Below are 23,012 nucleotides of genomic sequence, written 5' to 3' on the forward strand. Positions count from 1 at the left end.
CAGTTTTAAAATAAAAATTTGGGTTTGCTTACGCGAAAATGAAACGTAAGATTACGCCTCTACAAGTACCTGATAAAGAGCCAGGATTAAAGTAAACTATAGTCCGGCGGTGGAATATTAATATCTTGGGTATGATCATAAGTGCTCATGAAGTAGGAATAGCTACACAGATCTGCAGTTTCATCTACTTCAATCGAGTATAAAACAAGGTCGCTTAAGAATTTTTCATACTCTTCAAGCTCTTTCTTGGTCTCGTTTTTCTCTTCTTCAATGTCTTGTACGACTTCAATATCTGCTTCATTATCAAGTAGCGCAAGAAATGCTGGTCCCAAAATTGAGAAGGACAGCGTGAGCGCTAGTGAATATAGAGTAAAAGCCTTAAGCATTGTTTAATTTAATTAATGATAAAGATAAATAAATTTAATACCTCTTAAAAGATAGATATAGTTTTTATAAATCACATGCGTGTTTCTATGGAAAATTCTGATAAACGAATTTTTACTTTAGATAAGTAACGATAAAAGGCAGCTATTATATCTCTAGGTAAAATTTACTATGCATGGTTCATGCAACCTATCTCTGCTGAGAAGGGTTTTGCAAATAGATGTAGAAGTGGGTGTTGTTTTACAATTCCCTAATATCTGTAGTGGGAATCCAACCAGTTCTTCCGTCTGCGAGAAGTATTTTTTTCCAATTGTCTACAGTTTCAAGTACCATTATTTTAGTGCCTTCATGCAATAAAAATGCTTCTTGACTTGATAATGTAGGCTCTCCCTTCACTTGGGATTCTTTGGCAAAAACAATGGCTGGGTTATCCTTGGATATTTTCGCGAAAGCGGAATAAGCAAACAGCAAAGAACATATAGCAAGCACGAGACTAACTAATGATGACACAAATAAGGCACGTTTATTAGTAGAACTAGCGGTAAAGTAGTACCCTAAAAATAGCAGTGTGCACAACGCAGCAAATATTACCGTTGCATACGCCCACCCGTCTGTTGTGAGTAGTGTAAGGACGCTGTTGTACCAGGTTTTAAAGGTGTTTTCTGGTAGCGGGGTGATAGCGTCTATGGTCATCTTCTCTGCAAAAGATGCGTTATTTTTTATCTCTTGATCTGCAGGAGCTAGTTGCTTTGCTTTCTCATAATAATAGATGCTTGGAGCAACATTGTTGAGTTTAAAATGTGCGTTTGCTAGATTATAATAAATAGCAGCGCTTTCTTGATTTGCGTCTAGTACCTTTCCGTAAGTATCTATCGCTTCTTGAAACTGCCCATTTGCATAATGACTATTGCCTTGCTCAAAAAGTTGTTCTGGTGTTTGTGCAGTGGTAAAAATGGCCGTTAGCATAAAAACGGTCACTACGAGATAATTATTTAAGTTTCTCATGTTACAGTTGTTTATCTAAAGTGCTTATTACTCGTACAGCTTTATCATAATCTTGCTGCATGGCTACATCACCAGTAGGAGTGTATCTTGCAAACTCACAGCTTTCTAATAAGCTTATGAACTCTATAGTAGTAGCTTTTTCTACATTTCTCTCCTCTAGGAGTCTTGTGATGCGGTCTTTAGACATCTCACTAGTAGTAATGTTTAGCTTTGCTTTGAGATAGTTATGCAGTGCTCTTTCCATTGCGATATAAAACTCTTTCTGGTTGCCTAGATTTTTCTTTGCTGTACTTAAAAATTTGCGAGCTAGCTTGTCTGCTTTTCTAATTCTATTTCCTGTGACATCACTGGCATAAGCATCTCGCTTTTTACGAACAATCATCGCAAGCGGAATCAAAAGAAAAGGAACAATCACTAAGGTCCAGAACGTATTACTTTTAAAAAACTGTTCCTTTAAGACAGGAGTTAAGTTGGCTTTTGTCTTAATATATTGAAACTGATTTTGAGCAGCAACTGCTTCTTCACCACTTGGAGTACTGCTATCTGTGGCTGCCGAATTTTCTAAAGGTCCTTTATTTACATTAACAACAATATCATCAGATGTGAGACGCTCGTATGTTTTAGTCTTAGGGTTAAAATAAGAAAAAGAGAGTGGTGGTATTGGATAGGTACCCTTAAATTGAGGAACTACCGTGTACGTATTTTTTTTCATACCACTCATCCCTGCCAGATTAGTGCGTATTCGGTCGCCATTTTCTGGTTCGTATACTTCTAGGGAGCTTGGTAATTTAGGTTCTGGTAGCTCAAAAAGTTTTAAGTTTCCTTTTCCTTTTACTTCAACACTCATCTGTAATGCTTCGCCAGCATCAAGTGAGTCTTTATCTGTAGTAACGGCAAATTCAAATTCTCCTACGGCTCCACCAAAATACTCGGGTTTCCCCGCTTCTGGCAGTGGTTTTACATTTACAGTTCTCTTTGCAGCACTTACTGTAATATTTGCACTTTTACTGAGTGGCCTTCCAAAAATGTCTCTACGACTTGTAGGAACGCTCACAGCCACGCTGAGGCTAAGGGGTTCTATCTCTAGCTTACCAGTTTTTTGAGGATAAAGTACGGTGCGTCTTAAGATGACATATCTATAAGGCTTGCCTTGATAGGTGCCATCGTATATTTTAAACTGTTTCTCATCTGCACTTTGATTCCAGAAATCGGCAAATTTTGGTGATTCAATTTCGCGCCAATTGTTTACAGATGTAGTTTCAGAGACATACAGTTTGTATACTACCGTAAAGGCTTCATTTAGGTAAGGACTTGTTTTTGAAACTTCGGCTACGAGGTGTACATTTTCTTTGGCTAGATAGGTCGGGTCATTTGGGTCTTTAGGTATTTCTACAGCAGCAGTGACTACTACAGGTACTGCAGGTGACTTATACACCTGGCCATCTACAGTTATTTCTGCTTGGCCTATTTCTAAATTCCCCTTTCGTGTAGGGGTTAAGAAATAAGAAAATGTTTTTGAAAAACTACCTTTCCCATTAATCCACTGTCTGCTTGTAGTTTGACTAGGACCACCCACTACTGTAAAGCCGTCAAAATCTGGTGACTTAAAGTTGTCGCCATCTTGATTCATGGTAAAATCTACACGTAAACGTTCATTTACGCCTAGTCTGTTTTTACTCAGTTTTGCGTTAAACTGTACATCTTGTGCAACGGTTGTTATTGTTGCGAGTAAGAATAGAATTAGTATGTTTAATTTCATCTTCATTACCAGTCTTTCTCTGTTTTGACTTTAGCACCTTTTACTTTCTGTGCATTCATCTTTTCTTGCGTTTTCTTCTCTTGATCCTGCATAGCTTTTAGTAAGCTTTGCACTTGTTGAGGAGATAACTGTCCCTGTTTAGGCTGTGGTGGAGGTTGTTTTTTATCTTCTTCACCGTCGCCACCATCTTGTTTTTTATCCTTGTCTTCAGGCTTTCCATTATCATCTTCCTTCTTTTCGCCATCATCTTCTTTTTCCTCGCCTTTATCATCGGTTTCATCTTTGTCACCGTCTTCTCCTTCTTTCTTATCTCCATCACCTTCTTCGTTTTCCTTCTTCTCGTCTTCTTTTTTGTCCTCGTCTTGATCTTCTTTGTCATCGTTATCACTACCGCCGCCACCATCATTTTCTTTCTCTTTCTTGGCTAGTTGTAAATTATAACGAGTTTCTTCATCTGTAGGATCTGCACGCAACGCATTTTTATAAGCCTCTACTGCGCCATCCCATTGCTTTTGTTGGAATAAAGCATTCCCAAGATTGTGAAACGCTTTATGTTTCTCTTTCTTAGTTTGAGCAACTGCAGTGGCTTTAACCAGCGCATCTGTGCTTTCTTCCCATCTTTTGTTCTTGTAGTAATTGTTACCCGCATTATACTTTGCAGGAACACTCTCTGGTGTCAATGAAATTGCTGCTCTTAAATTTGATTCCGCTTTCGCGAAAGCGTTAAAATCAACCACTCCACCTTCTTGATTACCCATAGCTTCTGTTCCTTCTACAATGAGCTCTCGAGCTTGATCTGCATAAGGATTTTCTGGAGGTGCTGCTTTTTTATCTTGGGCTGTTGTGGTAAACGAAAGGAGCAAGGCAACTATAAAAAGTATGTCCTTAGCACCTTGTAAAGGAGCCATCGTTATGTGTGATATGTTAGTTATAAACTGTTTCATTGTACATTTCACTATTACTTCACTCTTGTTATGGAGTGGATTGGTGAGGATGTTTAATTATCGTTGAATAGGTTTAGTTTTTTAAGCCAGCTAGTCTTACGGTCTAGTAAAAAGATGTCTAAAAACAATAGTAATAATCCAGCTCCTAAAAACCATTGAAACTGATCTTCAAAGTCTGCAAATTGCTTTGCCTCAAACTCTTTCTTATCCATTCCGTTGAGCAAATTCTGTACCGTTTCTACTACCGTGGCAGTATTGCTCCCATCAATATATTCCCCATTTGCTCCCGAGGCAATCTCTTTTAATGTGGTGTCATCTAGACGAGTAATTACAGTCTCGCCATTTTGATCTTTTTTATAAGACTGTACGATACCATTTCGTTTTAATGGAATAGGGCCACCTTCTTGTTTACCCACACCTATTGTAAATATGCGTATACCTTCATCGTTTGCTTGCTCTGCTATATTAGAAGATTCACCTACGTGATCTTCACCGTCAGAAATGATAAATAATACTCTATTGGTTTGTTCTTCGTCGTTATAGTAGGTTTTGGCAAGTTCTATGGCTTCACCTATAGCTGTTCCTTGACTAGATAGCATATCTGTGTTCATCTGGCTTAAGAAGAGCTTTGCACTACTATAATCTGTAGTAATAGGAAGCTGCGGGTAAGCACTACCAGCATATGCGATGATACCTATACGATCACTGCCTAGATTATTAATAATCTGAGTAACGAGTTGTTTTGATTTTTCTATTCGATTAGGAGCGATATCCTCTGCAAGCATAGATTTTGAGACATCTATAGCAAAAACCACATCTACACCTTCTCTTTTTACCGTTTCTAGTTTAGTTCCTATTTTAGGATTTACAAGCCCTACGACTAGAAATAATATGGCAAAACATACTACTATGACTTTAAGACCAGTCTTAAAGTAGGACCTGTTTGGACTTAGTTTCTTAAGTAACTTAGCATTGGCAAATTTCTTCTGTGCATTGCGTTGCCAGATTATTACACCAAGGTACAAGAGTATCACCGCCGGAATAGCCAGCAGTAACCAAAACCATATTTTTTCTTCTAATAGATACATAGTTGCTTTCTTGAAGCGCTATTTATTTTTAAACAAAACTCTTGAAGACCGTGTATTTCAACAGTAATTCTATGAGTAGTAGTAACCCAGCAAGTAAAACCAGCGGGCGATATTTTTCTTCGTAGTTCGTGTATTTGAACTCCTCTACATCTGTACGTTCAAGCTTATCTATCTCATTATAGATTTCTTGTAGCTTCTCATTATTAGTTGCTCTAAAATATTGCCCACCTGTAGTAGCTGCAATTTCTTCTAGTAGCTCCTCATCAATAGTTACTTGGATATTCTCATACACAAATGTTCCATTGGCATTACGAGCGTACGGTGATAATGCCATCCCGTTTGTTCCCATCCCGATGGTATAAACTTTAATTCCAAACTCTTGAGCAAGTTCTGCAGCAATACGAGGGTCTATTTGCCCTGCATTATTCTCACCGTCTGTCATTAAAATAATCACCTTACTCAGTGCCTTACTGTCTTTAAGACGGTTTACACCAGTGGCGAGTCCCATGCCTATGGCAGTTCCTCCTTCTATAATGTTATTGTATTGAATACTTTTAAGTGCACTAAGTACAATACTCTTATCACTGGTGATAGGAGTTTTTGTAAAACTCTCCCCTGCATATTCTATAAGACCTATACGATCATTAGGGCGTCCATTTATAAAGCTGGCAGCTACTTTTTTAAGAGCTTCTAGTCTATTAGGGCGCAAATCTTTTGCTAGCATACTGGCAGATACGTCTATTGCGATTACAATATCAATACCCTTTGTAGTCTTTGTCTTAGTAGATACCTCCACATTACGAGGTCTTGCTAGTGCGATGATTATTAAGCTTAATGCAGCAAGGCGTAATATGAATAATAACGGTCTAAGCTTAGGTAGTAAGCTGCTTCCAGTTTTAAAACCTTTGATGCTTGAAAGCTTTACGGCTGGGGTTTGCTTCTTGCGTTTCCATATATACCAAGCAATGGCAACTGGCAGTGCTAGAAACAGCCAGAAAAACTCAGGATTAGTAAATTCAAAATTGCTTAGCATTAGTTCTCTTCTTTTTCTTTGGCTTGGAGTTCGATACTTTGCATCACGCGCTCTGCGATTTCTTTTCCGTAGGGATCTTCATCGTGCCAACTAATAAATAGTTGCTGAATCACATTTTCTGCTTGAAATGTTATGAACGCATACTCTCCAGCATCTACAGTTCCTTTTTCTTGATCAATTACTTGAGATCCACTACCAAAAGTTTTGATACCTTCTGCACCATTCGGTGTTGCAAACTTCTCACTCTTAAGAATATCTGCCGAGAATCCGTTTGCTTCAAACATAGCAAGCTGGCTAGATATTAATTGTTCCACTTTCACGTCGGCTCCTTTTGGGAACTTAAATTGGTATACACCAATAGTCACATTTGCAGGAAGCGTTTGCCATCCAAATGCCGTTGCTTCAATCTTTCCTTGAGCCTCTGGTGGTAATGGAACTTCTTGACGTGTAAGAACTTTTGGAGTACTTACTACCATAGAAGGGATACCATATTCACTCGTGATCCAGTTACCTTCGGCGAGCTCTCTTGTCATGTTTCCAAAAACAAAATCCTTCACTTCACTATACCCTTTAACAGCGATTCCTATTCCTGTAGCTAGTAGTAAAATTGCGAGGATACCGCCTATTCCAGAAAGCCAAAGTTTCCTTTTACGCTTTCGCGAAAGCGCCTCTCTATAATCTTCCTGCATCATTAATTCCTCAACAGTAGGAGGTGGTAATGCTTCTCTGGTTTGTTTTACAATATCTTCTACCGCAAGCCTATCTGCTTGTGCCTTTCCTTCTGGTGGATTCACACGCGCAAATTTTACAAGGTCTGCACGTTTAAAAATATCTTTTATACTAGCGATAGTATGCTTGCTGAAATCTATGTGACCACTAGCACGTTCCATCTCAAGACGGGCAATAAGCTCGTCTGTGGTGCTTTCCATAGAGCGGTCATACACCTTTTCTTCATAATAGCGGCGTATAGCGTCTGTGAGTACAGAGTAGTATTCTTTGTATTTAGCTTCGGCAATGAGGTTTTTATTATCTAACTCTGTAAGCGTAGCCATTGCTTGCTCAAAAGGAGGGATATATTGTTCTGCCTCTTTTTGCTTTTTATTACGACGTAATAACCACCATAAGAATAATGAAATCGCTACCCCTACTGGTATAATCCATAACAGATATTTCCACCAGTTGCTGTAGTCTCTTGGCAGTTCTATGATAGGTTTAATGTCATATAATCCTTGATTTACGGTGTCAAGAATCACATTGTTTACTTCAACAAGAAAGGTGTCTGTCTCAACCGTTCTTGTGCCTATAATTACTTTTTGTTTTGGGATTACATAGCGACCACTGTCAAACTGTGTCAGGCCATATTTTTTAATAAGCTTCATCCTAGCAGAGGTAGAACTTGCTGTATCAATTGCGTAACTCTCAATAACCTCCAGGGGACTAAAAGTCTGTCCTTCTGGAAAAATAACAGCTTCACCATCATTTGCTAGCGCCTCAATGGTGTAATTGATTTGCTGGCCTATGAGAATATTTGTAGAATCTATTTTTGCACGCACATCATCTTGCGCTTGAACCTGAAGTGAAAGAATAAATAGCAATAAGAATAACGATAACGCACGAAGAATCGCATTCTTAGGAGTTGTTATGTATGTTATGTTGTTATTCATTAATTGTTGTCATCTAATGCGAGATCATTTTTAATCTTGCTTTTTTTAACCTTATCCTCTTCTCTTGAAATAGCCTAGTAACTTCTTTACATAGCTCTCATCTGTCCTTACGTCTATCACTCCTGCACCACTACGTTTAAAGGTTTCTTTAAAATAATCTACACGTTCTCGGTAATAAGTAGTGTAATCATTACGTACTTTTTTTGAACTTGTATTTACAAGCATGAGTTCGCCAGTTTCTTCATCTTCCATCTGTACAATACCTAAACTCGGTATGCTTTCTTCACGCTGATCGTAAATGCGTATACCTGTGATATCATGTTTATTTGCGGCGATTTTCATAGTTTGCTCGTAACCATCTGTAATAAAGTCTGAAAGCACAAAAACAATTGCTTTCTTCTTCATTACATTGCTTAAGTACTTAATAGCTTGAGAAAGGTCTGTTTTCTTAGATTTTGGCTTAAACTCTAGTAGTTCGCGTATGATGCGGAGTACGTGGGACTTTCCTTTTTTAGGAGGTATAAATAATTCTATCTCATCTGTAAAAAGGATGAGACCTATTTTATCATTATTCTGCATGGCGCTAAAGGCTAGCGTCGCAGCAATTTCTGTCACAATCTCGCTTTTAAATTGCTTATCTGTACCAAAAAACTCTGATCCAGACACATCTGCCACGAGCATCATGGTGAGCTCGCGCTCCTCTTCAAATACTTTAATGTACGGTTCGCTATAGCGAGCAGTTACGTTCCAATCGATGTTACGCACATCATCGCCAAATTGATACTGGCGCACCTCAGAAAAAGTCATACCACGTCCTTTAAATGTAGAGTGGTACTCACCACCAAAGATATGATCAGACAGTCTACGTGTCTTTATCTCAATCTTGCGTACTTTCTTTAAGAGTTCCTTAGTATCCAATGGTTCTTATTGCCTTTTATGTAATAATATGAGGGTTACAAATGGTCTTTTAATCTAAAGACTATGGTACTTCAATCTGATTTACAATCTTGTTGATAATGTCTACAGAGGTGATATTTTCTGCTTCTGCCTCGTAGGTGATTCCTATACGGTGGCGTAAGATATCATGTACTACGGCTCTTACATCTTCTGGAATTACATATCCTCTACGCTTTATAAAGGCATAACACTTTGCAGCAGTGGCTAGGTTAATACTACCACGAGGAGATGCTCCAAAATTAATAAGAGGTTTAAGATCTGCTAGTCCGTAATTTTCTGGGTAGCGAGTTGCAAAGATGATATCAAGAATGTACTTCTCAATTTTTTCATCCATGTATACTTCTTTTACAGCTTCTTGTGCACGTAAAATTTGTGCTACTGTAACTACAGGTTTTACTTTCTCGTAAGACCCTTTTAAGTTTTGACGCACTATAAGTTGCTCGTCTGCTATTGTAGGGTAATCAATTACCGTTTTAAGCATAAAACGGTCTATTTGTGCTTCTGGAAGTGGGTAAGTACCTTCTTGCTCTACAGGGTTTTGAGTTGCCATTACTAAAAATGGCTTGTCAAGAACAAAGGTTTCATCACCTATGGTTACTTGCTTTTCTTGCATCGCCTCTAGGAGAGCAGATTGCACTTTGGCAGGGGCACGGTTAATCTCATCTGCAAGCACAAAGTTTGCAAAAATAGGACCTTTCTTGATGCTAAAGTCTGCAAGCTTCATATTATAGATAAGTGTTCCCACTACATCTGCTGGAAGTAAATCTGGAGTAAACTGTATACGAGAGAAAGATCCGTCTACCGCTTGTGCAAGCGTATTAATCGCGAGCGTTTTTGCAAGTCCTGGAACTCCTTCTAAGAGAATATGACCACGACCTAAAAGACCTATAAGTAAACGCTCGATCATGTGTTTTTGACCTACGATTACCTTGTTCATTTCCATTGCGAGAATGTCTACAAAGGCACTCTCTCTTTCTATCTTCTCATTGATAGCCTGTATATCAATAGCAGTAGTATTTTCTTCCATAATTTCAAATTCTATTAAGCAGATACTTCTAACGTCGCAAAATCACATTTTATTCCAATAAAGCTTGTTAACATTTGGTTAAAAATAAAGGAAAATAAAGGGCTTCGCACACATTTAGCTAGTTTTAGAAGCAGTAATTTTATTCTGAACGCAAATTAAAAAACGATAATGAAATTTTCAAGAATTATTCAAGGTTGCATGACGTGGGGCGTGTGGGGTAAGCAATTCAATCAGCAGCAAATGATTGAGACTATGAACCATTGTTTAGAGAAAGGCATTACCACTTTTGATCATGCAGATATTTATGGTGATTACACGACAGAGGGAGAATGGGGTAACGCTTTCGCGAAAGCGAATATCTCCAGAGACACCATACAGATCATCAGCAAATGCGGTATCCAGATGAAAGGCGATGCACGTGCAGAGAATACCATAAAACATTATCAATACGACAAAGAATACATTATCTCAAGCGCCGAAAGATCGCTGAAAGAGCTGCGTACTGAATATCTAGATTTATTCTTATTGCACAGGCCAAGCCCACTTCTAGATCCAGACGAAGTGCAAGAGGCCGTGAGCCTATTGCAGCAGCAAGGGAAGATTAAAGATTTTGGGGTATCTAATTTTACACCGCGTACTATTGATTTATTGGCTACAAAATGTGAGGTAACCGCAAATCAAGTTGAGATTTCTATTACCGAGCGTTCTTCACTTACAGATGGAACGCTTGACTATATGATGACTCACAATATAACTCCTATGAGTTGGAGTCCGCTGGGGTCTGTTTTTAGAGAAGACACACCCCAAAATGTACGTATCACGAATAAATTGAAAGAACTGGGTGATAAGTATAACGCAACCGAAGACCAACTACTACTAGCGTGGTTACTTAAACATCCAGCAAATATTCATCCAGTTATAGGAACTACAAGTAAAGATCGTATCACAAATGCTGTCGAAGCAGTAGCGATTAATCTTGAAAGAAAAGATTGGTTTGAACTGCTGGAGGCCAGCACAGGAGAAGAGGTGGCGTAGATTATAAATAAAAAAATTCTCAAAAGAAATGAAAACAGCACTTATAACAGGCGCAACCAGCGGGATAGGTAGAGCCACAGCAATACGCTTTGCAAATGAATCTATAAATCTTATTCTATGTGGGCGACGTCAAGAAGAACTAGATACGCTCAAAAATGAACTAGGTAAACTTGTTCAAGTACAGACACTCAATTTTGATGTGAGAAATAATGAGGACGTACAAAAAGCAATTTCAAACCTGCCTGAAAATTTTAAGCAAATAGACATACTAATTAATAATGCAGGTAATGCTCACGGACTCGATCCTATTCAAACAGGTTCTGTAGAGGATTGGGACGCCATGCTTGACATTAACGTAAAAGGATTGCTTTATGTGAGTAAAGCTGTCATCCCACAAATGACCGAACGTAAAAGCGGACATATAATCAACATAGGATCTACCGCGGCAAAAGAAGTGTACCCTAACGGAAATGTATACTGTGCAAGTAAACATGCTGTAGATGCTATTAATCAAGGGATGCGCATTGATTTAAACAAACACAACATTAGAGTAGGAGCAGTCCATCCTGGAATGGTCGAAACGGACTTTAGTAAAGTTCGCTTTAAAAATGATGACGAGCGAGCAGATAAGGTGTATCAAGGTTTTGATTGCCTACAGCCAGAAGATATTGCAGATATTATTCACTTTGTAGTATCAAGACCTTATCATGTAAATATTGCCGATCTCGTGGTGCTTAGTACAGCACAAGCATCTAGTACAATTGTAAATAAAAGCTAATGGCAAAGCGGTTAATTAACTAAAGCGATGATCAATAAACGCCTTCTCGTAAAGAACTTACTCGCTCATCATGACGAGAACAGTTTTTATGACAAAAAGCGTAAGATTGACATTAGTAACAAAGAAGGGAAAGCAAAATTTTTAAAGCACATTTGTGCGCTTTCCAATAGTAATCCAAAGAACAATTCTTTCATAGTAATAGGAGTAGACGATGGTGAAAACACTATTGTAGGTGTACCTTTTTTTGATGACAGCAAACTGCAGAATCTCATAAATGCATACCTAGATAATCCTCCTATAATATCTTATGAGAATATACCTTTTCCTACGTTGCCGCAGGATAAAGTAGTGGGACTTGTTACCATACGAGCACAAGATAAGCTTACCGCATTACGGCGTAATATCTGGAAATACTGGGGCGGCACGGTCTTTTTTAGAGATGGGAGTATATCTATGCCTAAAACATTTAAGTCGGATATTGTAGATGTAAATAGTGAGATTGTTGCAGCAATAGAAAATCACGCAAAAAATAGCATAGGTCTTACGCTAGATGGTGTAATGGATTTTGTAAATCACCGTCACAAAGACATGGAGAGCACTTATAAAGTGTTTAAAGAGCAGTTTGTGTTGTGCTGGGCTGGAAATAAAAAAGTGGTTAAAGGTCAGGCATATTACTCTCGGGTGGATATAGAACTCATTAATGAGCAGGTAAAGCTATTTTACTCAGCACTAGATGAGGTAACGATTACTTATGATGAGGATTGCTTCAAAATTCAAGAGTTTGTACACTTGGGAGTACAAGAGCAATTTAAATATTATCCACTTGAGGAGGTTGAGATACGCTTTCGCGAAAGCGGTACTTATACCATTGACACTAAGCTAGTTTTTGAACCACCAGTATTTGATAAAAAGACGTTGTATCATATTTTTAATAACAACAATGTTATTTTTTATAAGCTGAAAAGGGGAATACACCTTAATCAAGAGGAGTGGAATGATTTATATAATCTAGCTAATACCTATTTAATTTGTTATTTAAATGGTTTTGAAACCGCCATACAGAAGTTGGTAGATTTAAAACCTTATTTGAAAGCGTTAGACGGCGCTGTCTACGGCAGATATAAGGAGGCAATGCGTATTTTAAGAAAAGTACGTTATGAATAAAAAAAGAAAGAAAAGAAGTATGAGAACATTAGTTTTCGGAGATATACATGGAGGTTACAGAGCATTAGTGCAGGTTTTGGAGAGAGCAAATGTCACACAAGATGACCATCTCATTTTTTTAGGAGATTATGTAGACGGCTGGAGTGAGAGTGATGCAGTGATTGATGAGTTAATGCGCCTTAAAAAAGAACACAAAAAAGTCACTTTGATACGTGGCAACCATGACGACCTTGTACAGCAATGGCTAGAAGGAAAAACGATGTCTCCTAAGTGGTTACAGCATGGCGGGCAAAGTACAATAAATTGCTATGAGAAGAGATCTGCTCAAGAAATTAAAGAGCATATAAAATTTTATAAAACTTTTGAAGATTACTATTTAGATGATAAAAATCGCTTTTTCTGTCATGCGGGTTTTCAAAATTTAAACGGTCCAGACTACGAGTGGCACAGTACCGCATTTTATTGGGATCGTACACTCTGGGAGATGGCTTGTGCCATGAGAGAGGATCTCAAAAAGGAAGACCCATTATATCCTAAACGGTTACAATTATTTGAAGAGATTTATATAGGTCACACACCCACTACGCGTATTAATTCCTTGGTTCCTGTAAATAAAGCAAACATTTGGAATCTTGACACTGGAGCAGCTTTTAAGGGTTCACTTACAGTAATGGATGTGGACACGAAGGAGTTTTGGCAAAGTGATGCACTTCCATCATTATATCCAGATGAAACAGGTCGAAATTAAGAGTTGTTATTGCAAGAAGCAATTAATAAGGAGGTCCGGCGTTTTTAATTTCTCCCGTATCTTTAACACAAAGAATACTTTATGAATTTTAGCGCCCAGCCGCACATTGCGAGATGGTTTATTATCATCGCTTCGCTTATCATTACCACACTCATCTTGTGGAATGTGTCGCTGTTTTTTGATCAGCTCAAGGATGCAGAGCGTTCTAAGGTAGAGATCTATGCCGCTGCCTATAGGGCATTTGCAAATACGAGTGATGTAAATCTAGAAACTAGAAATAGGGACACCCGCATTCTTTCTGACGAGCTTATATCCTTACAGCAATTTATAATAGGAGATAATAGAACAATCCCTATACTTTTATACAGCATAGAAGAAAATCACTATACACCCAGAAATATTAAGAGAGAAGATAAGCTCACTCAAGAAGACTTTAAACGACTTGCAGAGGAGTATGCACTCATAAACGAGCCTATTGTGATAGGTTATGACGGAGTAGATAGCCAGATTTTGTACTACGGGAACTCATCTGTTATTAATCAGCTTAAGTATTTTCCTATTGCGCTTATTGTGATTGTCATTCTCTTTGTGGCATTGATTTACTTCTATTATTTAACCTCAAAAGCAGGAGCTCAAAATCTGCTTTGGGCAGGTATGGCAAAGGAAACTGCGCACCAGATAGGTACACCACTTTCATCCCTTGTAGGCTGGACAGAAATTCTCAAAACAGAAAATGTAGATCCAGATTATATTGCAGAGATGACAAAGGATATCAATAGGCTAGAGACGATTACAAATCGTTTTAGTAAGATAGGCTCTGTCCCAGATCTAGAAGAAGTAGATATTATAGCAGAGACACAAGAGGCTTATGATTATCTAAGTAAGAGAAGTTCAAAACTCATAAACTTTACACTAGACGTTCCTCAAGGGGAGTTGCCTGTAATGCTCAATAAAGAGCTTTATGGATGGACTTTTGAGAACCTCATTAAAAATGCGATTGATGCCATGAAAGGTAAGGGAGCATTGACAATTGCTATATCACGTGACACGAGATTTGCCAAAATACTCATTACAGACACAGGTAAAGGAATCCCAAAATCTAAGTTTAATAGTGTCTTTGAACCAGGCTTTACTACAAAAAAGCGTGGTTGGGGTCTTGGTCTTTCCCTCGCGAGGCGCATTGTAGAGGAGTATCACGATGGGCGCATTAAAGTATTAGAATCTGAAGTAAATAAAGGAACCACTATGCAAATTTCCCTACGACTAGCCGAATGAATACACGTATAAAAAATATAAAGGAAGAGCTCATAAGTGACCAGTGGGCAACGCTTAAAAAAGTCCATTTTGATTATCAGAATGAAGATGGCTCTTGGGATCAGGTGCGCCGCGAAGTTTATGATCGTGGTGATGGAGCTTGCGCGCTGCTTTATAATGTAAATAGGCAAACGGTATTACTCATAAAACAATTTAGACTGCCAGCTTATCTTAATGAGCACGATGGTTTCCTCGTTGAGGCATGTGCAGGCATGATAGAAGATGAGACCCCAGAGCAAACGATTATTAGGGAGATAGAAGAGGAGATGGGTTACCGCATTGATAGCCTTACGAAGGCGGGTGACTTTTTTATGACTCCTGGCGCAAGTACGGAGCGTATTCATATGTTTCTTGCGTCATATGAGGAAAAACAAAAAGTAAGTGATGGTGGTGGTTTGGCAACAGAACATGAAGATATTACTGTGGTTGAGTACGCTTTCGCGAAAGCGTTAAAAGCATTAAAAAATGGTGAGATAAGAGATGCAAAAACCGTAATCTTGCTGCAAAATTTGGCGCTTTCTGGAATCATGGAAAGATCTAACTAGCCAAATACATCGTACTTCTTTTATGACAACCGAATTAAAGACCATACAGACGACTATTTTACAATGTAACTGCCCAGAATGCTACAGTAATAGTGGCCTTGAATTAAGTTTCAAACAAGAGTGGAAAGACACTTTCTGGGTAAAAAAAGCGACAGATGTTGTACGTGAAGAGATATACTGCAAGCACTGTGAGTTCCCTATTTATCCCGTAAAATGGACCGAAGATATTGAGCGTCTCTATGAGTACAATCTAAAACGCGCCGAAAAAGAAACCTTCTTTAAAGTAAAGTCACAAACCTATGTGATAGGGGCAATAGCTGTAGCAGTTATCGCTATTGTGGTTTTTGCGTTGGTTAGTAGTTTGTAAATTTAAAATCCATAAGCTATTTTAAACAGTACCGTACGTTCTTGTATAAATGTACGTGTGTCACTTATGAGAAATTGATTAAAGCTATTTTCGTTTTTAAAACGAGTATCAAATATATTATCTACATCGATAGTAAACGTCCAGGGGCTGTCTTCTTGAGCATATAGCAGAGAGGTATTCCCTAATGAGAACCTATTAATCTGACTAAGTGATTTATTTTCGTAGTATGTAAAGTTATAATCTGCATCAATCACAAAGTCCTTAAAAAATCGATACTCTAGATGTACAGATGGGTTGATCTGAGTAAAGTTTGAGCTGGTAGTTGCAGACTCAAATATATTAAAACGCTGGTTCCAATTGAATTCAACGTTTGGTGCATTTTTAAAGCGGGTTTCTAAACCTAAAGAATACGAATAGCTTTGCGATTCAAAATCTTGAAGTACCGTGTTTATCACACGCGAATAATCTGATAAGGATGCGGTACTTCCTACCTTTATCTTATAGTCTCCTAGTAGTTTTGTGTATTGAATATTGCCACTATAGCTGTTTTCTGGTAGCGATGTATAGACAAGTGTATTAATTTGATCGATACCTTCTATTACAGTATTATTTCTAATGGATTGTAGCCTGTTTGTATAATTAAAACCAGCATTTAAGAAGGTTCCCTTAAATAGGCTAAATTTACTATAGGTAATCCTGGCACTATGATATAACTCATTTTCTAGCCGCTCATTACCTGTAAATACTTGATTAAAGGAGCTAAGCCTCAATCTATTTGCAAACTGGCTTGCTTCTCCAAAACGTGAGTTGAGATTGTAGCGCAGCTTCACTTTATGTGAGCTGTTAAGTTCCCAGTCTACGCTGAACTCTGGAAGTACTACAGTTTTTCCAGTTTGACGAAGCTCGGTGTCCAGCTGCTTTATTTTCCAATCATAATAGTGATAGAAGATACCAGGTTTAAATATAAATTTACCTGCTTTTGCTTTGTACTGCATCCCTGCATAGGTGTCAGAAAGGCGATAGTCTAGGTCATTATCAAATCCAGCAGATGTAAAGTTATTAGTACTATTTTCTAGCTCTTGAGAATCGCTAGTATCATATTGCTGATCAATGTAGCGTATGCCAGCTTCTGGGTAGATGTGGTGAAAACGGTGTAACACCCAGTAGTGCTTTACATTAAAGTTGAGGTCATGCCCCTTGTTTTTGCGCACTTGGTCAAGCAGGATAGCATCCCCAGTGTTTTCTATAGGAATGACACCTGTAAAAATAGGTCTATTAAAATTCCAATCTCCTCGAGTATCAGTATCTACATATTTATGACTTAGATTTATAGATGTAGTATGCTTGCGAGTAAATTGTTTATTGACACTTAATTTTTGCGTAATATCTGAAGAGCTTGGAATGTTTTTTTGATTTAAAAAGGTGCTCTCTGTAGCTGTAAATGAATCCAAAGAAGAGTTTCCCTCACCACTATTAGTTTTTAAGAATACTTCATAGTTCATATCAAGGTTTTCTTCTCCCATGTAGCGTAAAGAAGCTTTAGTAAGACTAAAAAACAAGCTGTTCTCTTGAGTTGTCGTGCGCTGTTCATCAATGTTTTGACCAGATAAATAGGTAATACTATTTTCTTGACGCGTTTTTAAGTCGCCACCAGATAGGATGGTATAACCACTAAGGTCAAGTTGAGGAGTTAAGGTCTGGTTTATAGATAATGCCCCAAAGTTATTGCGATTAAAGGTAAAGTCACGTTGTGATAAGAATCGTGCAAACTCATCATTATATAATTTAAAATAGGCACTAGGATCTTCTGCTAAGCGAGAAAAGCCTCCCTCAAAGTCTATATAATCTTTAGTGGTGAATGACTTCTTACCTATATTATTAAAGTCACCTATAACATTTACGCTCGTTTTTGGACTATAATAAAATAAGGTAGGGTGCAAGAGGTAGCGGTCTTCTATACCTCCACCCGCTTCTAGTTCTCCAAAGGCAAATTTCTTCTTACCTTCTTTGAGTTTAATGTTAAGAGCCAGTTGCTCGCTATCACTTAGCCCCTTTAAGAAGGAAACTTCGTTATAATTATCTAGTGCTTCTATCTCATCTATTACATCTGCCGGGATATTATTAACACCAAGTTTTTCATCACCCGTAAAGAATTCTTTGCCGTCTACAAGAAGCTTGGTTACTTCTTTCCCATTTACCGTAACATTACCGGCGCGGTCTACATCTAGTCCAGGTAATTTTTTAAGCACGTCACGTAGTTTACGCTCTTCACCCGTTAAGAATTTTTCTGGGCGGTACGTGATGGTGTCTTCTCGTATTTTAATGGGTGTGCGCTCTGTGAGAATAATCTCTTCAAGGCTTTGGGTAGATGGTTTGAGGGTAATGATTTTTACCGTGTCTTGAGTAAGTTGTATGGTGTCTGTATAAGTTGCAAATCCCAGATAGCTAATCTCCATTAAATACGATATGTTTTCCTTAAGAGTAACTTGATAAAAACCCTCTTGATCTGTAATGGAGAAACGTACTTTATCTTCGTTTTGAATAGTAGGGAAGAAGAGGATGTTTGTATTAGGTAAAGGACTTTGCAGGGTGTCCAGTATTTTACCATTTATTACAATAGTTTGAGCAAAAGAAGAAAGTCCCACTAATAAAAGTAGGACTGTAGCTGAGGAGTTCTTTAAAACTTGATTGAGCAAATTAGATTTTAATTTTATTGATTGTTAATATATCATAATTAGCTGATTCATTGAAAGCTCATCTTTTATTGAGCAATATGCTGCTTATTATCTTCTGACCTATGACTTATTGGATCTTCCTTCTAAATATAGAAAGGAAGATTTTGCTTATAGTACTATAAGATGAGAAGCAGCAAAGTAAAATCTTAATTACCGTCTATAAACTTACCAGTTAAATCCTTGATTAAATTGTGATACTCATTTGACGTCATAGCCTTAGAATCATCTATCTTATTTATCTCAAGGTTTTTTATATCTTCTAATTTTTCAACAGTTACTATAGCTCCTTTTAATTCAACCTCGGCAATGAGACCAGGTAAACCCATAAATATGTCTGGCCCTCCAGCAATTGGAATTGAAGGTACATACCATGCTATTACAACGGCTTCCTTGTTTTTAATGGGATCAAAATAGGTTCCAACTGCTTTGTAGGCATTAAGGTTTGCTATAGTTTTCTCTTCATTAATTAATTTCCATTTAAAATCAATAAGATCTGTTTTGACAATAAAGTCTTTATCAACCAAGTCTTTAACAAAAGTCATTTTCTTATTTGAATAGTTACTATAGATCTCCTTGTTAAATGAGGTAGTTTTTTTAGCTAAATCAAAATAGATTTGGTCAAGACTTGTACTCTCTCCTATGCTAAAGAAATCATCTGCGCTAAAATAGGAGCTTTTTTCATTTATTGTAAGGGTATAACGTACGCTTTTTGCAGCATCTAAAAGTTTTTGTGACATTTGTTTTGCTTGCGTGCTTAAGTTGTCAATAGAGCCATGAGGTGTCGTCCTAGAGATAAAGTAAGAAACACTATACCCATCTTGAGAAAAGATGGGCATTGTAAACATAACTAAGATAAAAAATATTACATTTTTTTTCATATCTGATGTTGGTTACTGTTGTTGAGCTTCACAGTAGGCAACTAAGCGATTAAAAGCACCTACATTACTTATGTTAACACCTCCATAATAATATGTGAAAAGACTATGAGCTCCTTCAAAGCAGCTTAGATCTTCTATTGGGAACTGTTCATTTGATACACTCTCATTCAGATTCGTTGTTGTGAAACTACTTAGTGCTAGACAAATTGTTAAGGCAAATAATACTTTCTTCATAATATATTGGTTTTTAGATTAATGAGTTTCAAACCTAAAAAAAAAAACGAACCAACAAAGAAAAATCTTACAAATAGTTTACGAAGTTAGAAATATTATCGATTGAAGTACAGGTGTGTACGTGTTTTATTTGTCAAGTGTTACTTGTTTTTTATGTTATTATAAGCTAAAGAAGTTATTTTGTTAAATTCATCCTCAGTAACCACTTTTCCATTAGATGGTTTAATTATTGCTTCGGTATTTTTTTTAGAAAACAGGATTTCTTTTAGTGTGGTTGTAGTGCCATTTTTTTCTAATTTCATAATGATTCCAGGCAATCCTCCATAACCGTCGGGTCCAAATGACAATGATATTTCAGGAGAATACCATGCAATAATCTTTATTTGTTGCTCCTTTCCTGAATAAGATATGTTTTCAATAGTTGTGGCCTTATAACAAAGGTAATTGTCAATTTGAAGAGTATCTTTTGACAGTGTCCAATTGATTTTATTTTTTTTTATAATATATTTTTCTCCATCAAATTCTTTAATGTTTAATACAATATCTTGTGCGGTGTCGAAATAAATACTACCTGAAAAATTAGCAAAACCCAAGGTCATAGCATTTATTACCGGATTAGTTTTTATATGGAGGGATTCTTGTTTTGCGTAGCTAGCTTTTTTATTATTAAAATCTAATTGATAATTCCAATTTTGAAGATTCTTCAAAATCTGTTTTCTATATGATTTTTGTTTAAGGCTAAGATTTGATATATCGTTGTTGAGCGATGTTAATTCTTTACTATAGATAGCTTTGCCAGATTGGGCAGTTAAGGATGTTACACAAAAGAATAGAAGTCCTATAAAGCACTTTGATTTCATAGTTGTCAATGTTTAATAAACCAGATACTGTCAGAATTAATAGTAATGTTAGTATCTGGTTTTGAAAAATGTAAAGACTCAAGTATTAGTTTTGAGTTTCATAACAGGCGTCAAATGCAGCTGCGAAAACACGAAAAGAAATTTCAGCAGAGGGTATTGCATGTTGATTTGCCATATTATCAAGGAAATCTTGTTCTGTTTGAGATGCAACAGTAAAACAATCTGCATCAAAAAACTCCTCACTAACAATATTAGCGTTTAGATTAGTAGAAGCTACTATAAGTAGTGCAACAAATGATGAGCTGATAATTTTCTTCATAATATATTGATTTTTAGATTAATGAGTTTCGAACCTAAAAAAAAAAAAACGAACCAACAAAGAAAAATCTTACAAATAGTTTAGAAAGTTAGAAATATTATTGATTGAAGTACAGGTGTTTATGTTTCTAAAACTCCCCTTTTATAACCTCTACAAGCTCTTTAAACTCGCCATCGGTAAGTGTTACTTTTTTCTTAAACTGGATATCTTCCATAGTTTGTAGCGGTACAAGATGTACATGTACGTGAGGAACTTCAAGACCTATTACAGAAACGCCTACGCGTTTACAAGGCACTGCTTTTTCTAGAGCAATTGCAACCTTGCGAGAGAATAGCATGAGATCGAGGTATTCTTGTTCTTCAAGATCAAATATTTTATTTACCTCTTTTTTAGGAATACAAAGTGTGTGTCCTTTTGCATTAGGATTTACATCTAGAATGGCGATGTGCTTATCATCTTCGGCAACGATGTGTCCTGGGATTTCTCGGTTTATGATTTTTGTGAAAATGCTTGGCATAATTTGAAATTGAAATTGAAATTGAAATTGAACTCGAACTCGAACAAGCTCCTTATTTACTATTTTTAATTCTGGTGACGATTATTCTTATGAGTTGATCGTTTTCATTCCTGAGCGATGCGAGATTGTTTTCTGATAATATATTTGCTTTAACTTGAATGTTGAGATTGCGCATGCTTTCCCTTAGTTCTTTTAAACAAATTCTGAGTTTATGAACTTTATCGTTAGTAGTTCCCGCCCCTAAGGCTTCTCCATAGTTTAAAGCAGATGAGCAAGATGATCTTATCAATTGTTTTGCGAGATATTCTGCAGCAAATGAAGATGGTTTTTTACTGTAAAGTATAATAACCGCAGCAGCAAAATCTTCCAGTCGCTCACTCAAATCGAAACGTTTGTCGCTCATATTATAATTATTTAGCCAACTTCATTTTTCAAATTCTAGTTCAATTTCAACTTCAATTTCGAGTTCTACTTAGTCCCTTGAGATAGAAACAACGTCAAATTTCATCACGCCACTTGGCACTTGAATCTCAGCTACTTCACCTACTTCCTTGCCTAGTAGCCCTTTACCTATAGGTGAGTCTACAGAGATGAGTCCCTTTTTAATATCGGCTTCATTTTGAGCTACAAGTTTGTAGGTCATGGTTGCGCCATTAATTTGATTTTTAATCTTTACCGTAGAGTGCACAAGTACTTTAGAAGTGTCTAGTTGTGACTCGTCAATGATACGTGCATTTGAGGCTAGGTTTTCTAGTTTTGCAATGCGCATCTCAAGCATACCTTGCGCTTCCTTTGCGGCATCATATTCGGCGTTCTCACTTAAATCTCCTTTGTCACGAGCATCTGCAATATCTTGTGACGCCTTAGGGCGCTCCACATCACGTAGGTGATTGAGTTCGTCCTTGAGCTTCTTTAAGCCCTCTGCTGTATAATAATTTACCTTACTCATAATAGATCCGGTTTAAGTATAATTAGTTTAAAAATGTTGTCATTTTATGCATACACATAAAAAAAGTCCCTCTTCGGGACGTGTCTCACGAATATACAAAATATTTTAAATCCTTTACCGTTTTATGGTACCTTGCAAGCCTAAATTGTTGAAATCACGCTTTCGCGAAAGCGTAAAAAAATCCTTCTATGCGTCAGATATTGACCTTTGTTATTCTTACTACTCTTTGTCTTTCATGTACAAATAGTGATGATGGAAACCAGCGTAATCCTTTCTTACTAGATGTGAACTTTTCTACACAATTGAGTGCTATACAGGTACTAGATTTAGAAATTCCAAGTAATCCTATCTATGTTCAAAACGGAGGTATACGTGGTCTTTTTGTTATTAATACAGGTAGCAGCATTGTTGCGTGGGAAGCATCAGATCCTAACCATGCACCTAACGATTGCTCACTTATGGTTATAGATGGTATCAATGTAAAATGCCAGTGTGATGATGATAATAGTTACAATCTCTTTACTGGGCAGTCTAATAATGAAGTGCTAGAATATACAATGCTTAATTACCGAGTAAATGCTTCTGGTAATAGCATCACCGTATTTAACTAAAAGTAAAAAAAAGAAGCCGACTCAAAAGAGGCGGCTTCTCACTTACAATTTGTAGTTCAGTCCCCCAACTGATTACATATTGTTTATTTTTAGCGAC

Annotated in this window: 25 protein-coding genes; 8 read left to right on the forward strand and 17 right to left on the reverse strand. The window is 37.2% G+C overall.

Features of this window, described 5'->3' with window-relative positions; all coding sequences use genetic code 11:
- Positions 1-86: 86 nt before the first annotated feature.
- The 9 genes from D017_RS06060 to D017_RS06100 form a co-directional block, all read right to left on the reverse strand.
- Positions 87-386, reverse strand: coding sequence for a hypothetical protein (locus D017_RS06060; protein WP_035335311.1), 300 nt, complete (start codon positions 384-386; stop codon positions 87-89).
- Positions 387-624: 238 nt separating this feature from the next.
- On the reverse strand, positions 625-1,389 hold the full coding sequence (locus tag D017_RS06065) for a tetratricopeptide repeat protein (RefSeq protein WP_035335312.1): 765 nt from the start codon (positions 1,387-1,389) through the stop codon (positions 625-627).
- Position 1,390: 1 nt separating this feature from the next.
- Entirely contained in the window at positions 1,391-3,154 is a 1,764-nt protein-coding gene (locus D017_RS06070; RefSeq protein WP_035335315.1) for a BatD family protein, read from the reverse strand.
- A complete protein-coding gene (locus D017_RS06075; protein WP_225969335.1) occupies positions 3,154-4,056 on the reverse strand; it encodes a tetratricopeptide repeat protein in 903 nt (300 codons plus the stop codon). The genes D017_RS06070 and D017_RS06075 overlap by 1 nt, the downstream gene beginning before the upstream one ends.
- An 89-nt stretch (positions 4,057-4,145) precedes the next feature.
- A complete protein-coding gene (locus D017_RS06080) occupies positions 4,146-5,180 on the reverse strand; it encodes a VWA domain-containing protein (RefSeq protein ID WP_035335321.1) in 1,035 nt (344 codons plus the stop codon).
- A gap of 28 nt (positions 5,181-5,208) precedes the next feature.
- Positions 5,209-6,213, reverse strand: coding sequence for a VWA domain-containing protein (locus tag D017_RS06085; protein ID WP_035335323.1), 1,005 nt, complete (start codon positions 6,211-6,213; stop codon positions 5,209-5,211).
- Positions 6,213-7,877, reverse strand: a complete 1,665-nt coding sequence (locus tag D017_RS06090) for a hypothetical protein (protein ID WP_035335327.1) — start codon at positions 7,875-7,877, stop codon at positions 6,213-6,215. The genes D017_RS06085 and D017_RS06090 overlap by 1 nt, the downstream gene beginning before the upstream one ends.
- Before the next feature lie 51 nt (positions 7,878-7,928).
- The gene (locus tag D017_RS06095) at positions 7,929-8,795 is read right to left on the reverse strand and encodes a DUF58 domain-containing protein (protein WP_035335329.1); all 867 of its coding nucleotides are present in this window, start codon (positions 8,793-8,795) and stop codon (positions 7,929-7,931) included.
- A gap of 61 nt (positions 8,796-8,856) precedes the next feature.
- Positions 8,857-9,861 (reverse strand): MoxR family ATPase, encoded by a 1,005-nt coding sequence (locus D017_RS06100; protein WP_035335332.1) that lies wholly within the window; start codon positions 9,859-9,861, stop codon positions 8,857-8,859.
- Between the two features lie 168 nt (positions 9,862-10,029).
- Between D017_RS06100 and D017_RS06105 the strand changes: the two genes are divergently transcribed.
- The 7 genes from D017_RS06105 to D017_RS06135 all read left to right on the forward strand — a co-directional run bounded on the left by D017_RS06105 (position 10,030) and on the right by D017_RS06135 (position 15,812).
- Positions 10,030-10,896, forward strand: coding sequence for an aldo/keto reductase (locus D017_RS06105; RefSeq protein WP_035335334.1), 867 nt, complete (start codon positions 10,030-10,032; stop codon positions 10,894-10,896).
- Between the two features lie 28 nt (positions 10,897-10,924).
- The gene (locus D017_RS06110; protein ID WP_035335336.1) at positions 10,925-11,674 is read left to right on the forward strand and encodes an SDR family NAD(P)-dependent oxidoreductase; all 750 of its coding nucleotides are present in this window, start codon (positions 10,925-10,927) and stop codon (positions 11,672-11,674) included.
- A 27-nt stretch (positions 11,675-11,701) separates the two neighbouring features.
- Entirely contained in the window at positions 11,702-12,838 is a 1,137-nt protein-coding gene (locus tag D017_RS06115) for an ATP-binding protein (RefSeq protein WP_035335338.1), read from the forward strand.
- A gap of 19 nt (positions 12,839-12,857) precedes the next feature.
- On the forward strand, positions 12,858-13,586 hold the full coding sequence (locus tag D017_RS06120) for a metallophosphoesterase family protein (protein ID WP_035338039.1): 729 nt from the start codon (positions 12,858-12,860) through the stop codon (positions 13,584-13,586).
- 81 nt (positions 13,587-13,667) lie between these two features.
- The gene (locus D017_RS06125; protein WP_035335340.1) at positions 13,668-14,861 is read left to right on the forward strand and encodes a HAMP domain-containing sensor histidine kinase; all 1,194 of its coding nucleotides are present in this window, start codon (positions 13,668-13,670) and stop codon (positions 14,859-14,861) included.
- On the forward strand, positions 14,858-15,445 hold the full coding sequence (locus D017_RS06130) for an NUDIX domain-containing protein (protein ID WP_035335348.1): 588 nt from the start codon (positions 14,858-14,860) through the stop codon (positions 15,443-15,445). The genes D017_RS06125 and D017_RS06130 overlap by 4 nt, the downstream gene beginning before the upstream one ends.
- A 22-nt stretch (positions 15,446-15,467) precedes the next feature.
- Entirely contained in the window at positions 15,468-15,812 is a 345-nt protein-coding gene (locus D017_RS06135; protein ID WP_035335350.1) for a hypothetical protein, read from the forward strand.
- Positions 15,813-15,814: 2 nt separating this feature from the next.
- On the opposite strand, the gene D017_RS06140 is transcribed toward D017_RS06135, so the two are convergent.
- The 8 genes from D017_RS06140 to greA form a co-directional block, all read right to left on the reverse strand.
- On the reverse strand, positions 15,815-18,457 hold the full coding sequence (locus D017_RS06140) for an outer membrane beta-barrel protein (RefSeq protein ID WP_081804644.1): 2,643 nt from the start codon (positions 18,455-18,457) through the stop codon (positions 15,815-15,817).
- Between the two features lie 236 nt (positions 18,458-18,693).
- Positions 18,694-19,425 carry a GLPGLI family protein gene (locus D017_RS06145; protein WP_035335355.1) on the reverse strand — a complete coding sequence of 244 codons (732 nt, stop codon included), beginning with the start codon at positions 19,423-19,425 and terminating at the stop codon, positions 18,694-18,696.
- 12 nt (positions 19,426-19,437) lie between these two features.
- The gene (locus tag D017_RS06150; protein ID WP_035335358.1) at positions 19,438-19,659 is read right to left on the reverse strand and encodes a hypothetical protein; all 222 of its coding nucleotides are present in this window, start codon (positions 19,657-19,659) and stop codon (positions 19,438-19,440) included.
- Between the two features lie 140 nt (positions 19,660-19,799).
- A complete protein-coding gene (locus D017_RS06155) occupies positions 19,800-20,519 on the reverse strand; it encodes a GLPGLI family protein (RefSeq protein ID WP_035335360.1) in 720 nt (239 codons plus the stop codon).
- 85 nt (positions 20,520-20,604) lie between these two features.
- Positions 20,605-20,838, reverse strand: coding sequence for a hypothetical protein (locus D017_RS06160; RefSeq protein ID WP_035335361.1), 234 nt, complete (start codon positions 20,836-20,838; stop codon positions 20,605-20,607).
- Positions 20,839-20,965: 127 nt separating this feature from the next.
- The gene (locus D017_RS06165; protein ID WP_035335363.1) at positions 20,966-21,355 is read right to left on the reverse strand and encodes an HIT family protein; all 390 of its coding nucleotides are present in this window, start codon (positions 21,353-21,355) and stop codon (positions 20,966-20,968) included.
- A gap of 52 nt (positions 21,356-21,407) precedes the next feature.
- Positions 21,408-21,758, reverse strand: a complete 351-nt coding sequence (locus tag D017_RS06170; RefSeq protein WP_035335365.1) for a four helix bundle protein — start codon at positions 21,756-21,758, stop codon at positions 21,408-21,410.
- Positions 21,759-21,827: 69 nt separating this feature from the next.
- Positions 21,828-22,304: a transcription elongation factor GreA gene (gene greA / locus D017_RS06175; RefSeq protein WP_035335371.1), complete on the reverse strand. Its 477-nt coding sequence runs from the start codon at positions 22,302-22,304 to the stop codon at positions 21,828-21,830.
- Positions 22,305-22,492: 188 nt separating this feature from the next.
- Between greA and D017_RS06180 the strand changes: the two genes are divergently transcribed.
- Positions 22,493-22,915: a hypothetical protein gene (locus D017_RS06180; RefSeq protein ID WP_035335373.1), complete on the forward strand. Its 423-nt coding sequence runs from the start codon at positions 22,493-22,495 to the stop codon at positions 22,913-22,915.
- Positions 22,916-23,012: the final 97 nt, after the last annotated feature.

This window comes from Dokdonia sp. PRO95 (genome assembly GCF_000355805.1).
Taxonomy (GTDB): Bacteria; Bacteroidota; Bacteroidia; order Flavobacteriales; family Flavobacteriaceae; genus Dokdonia.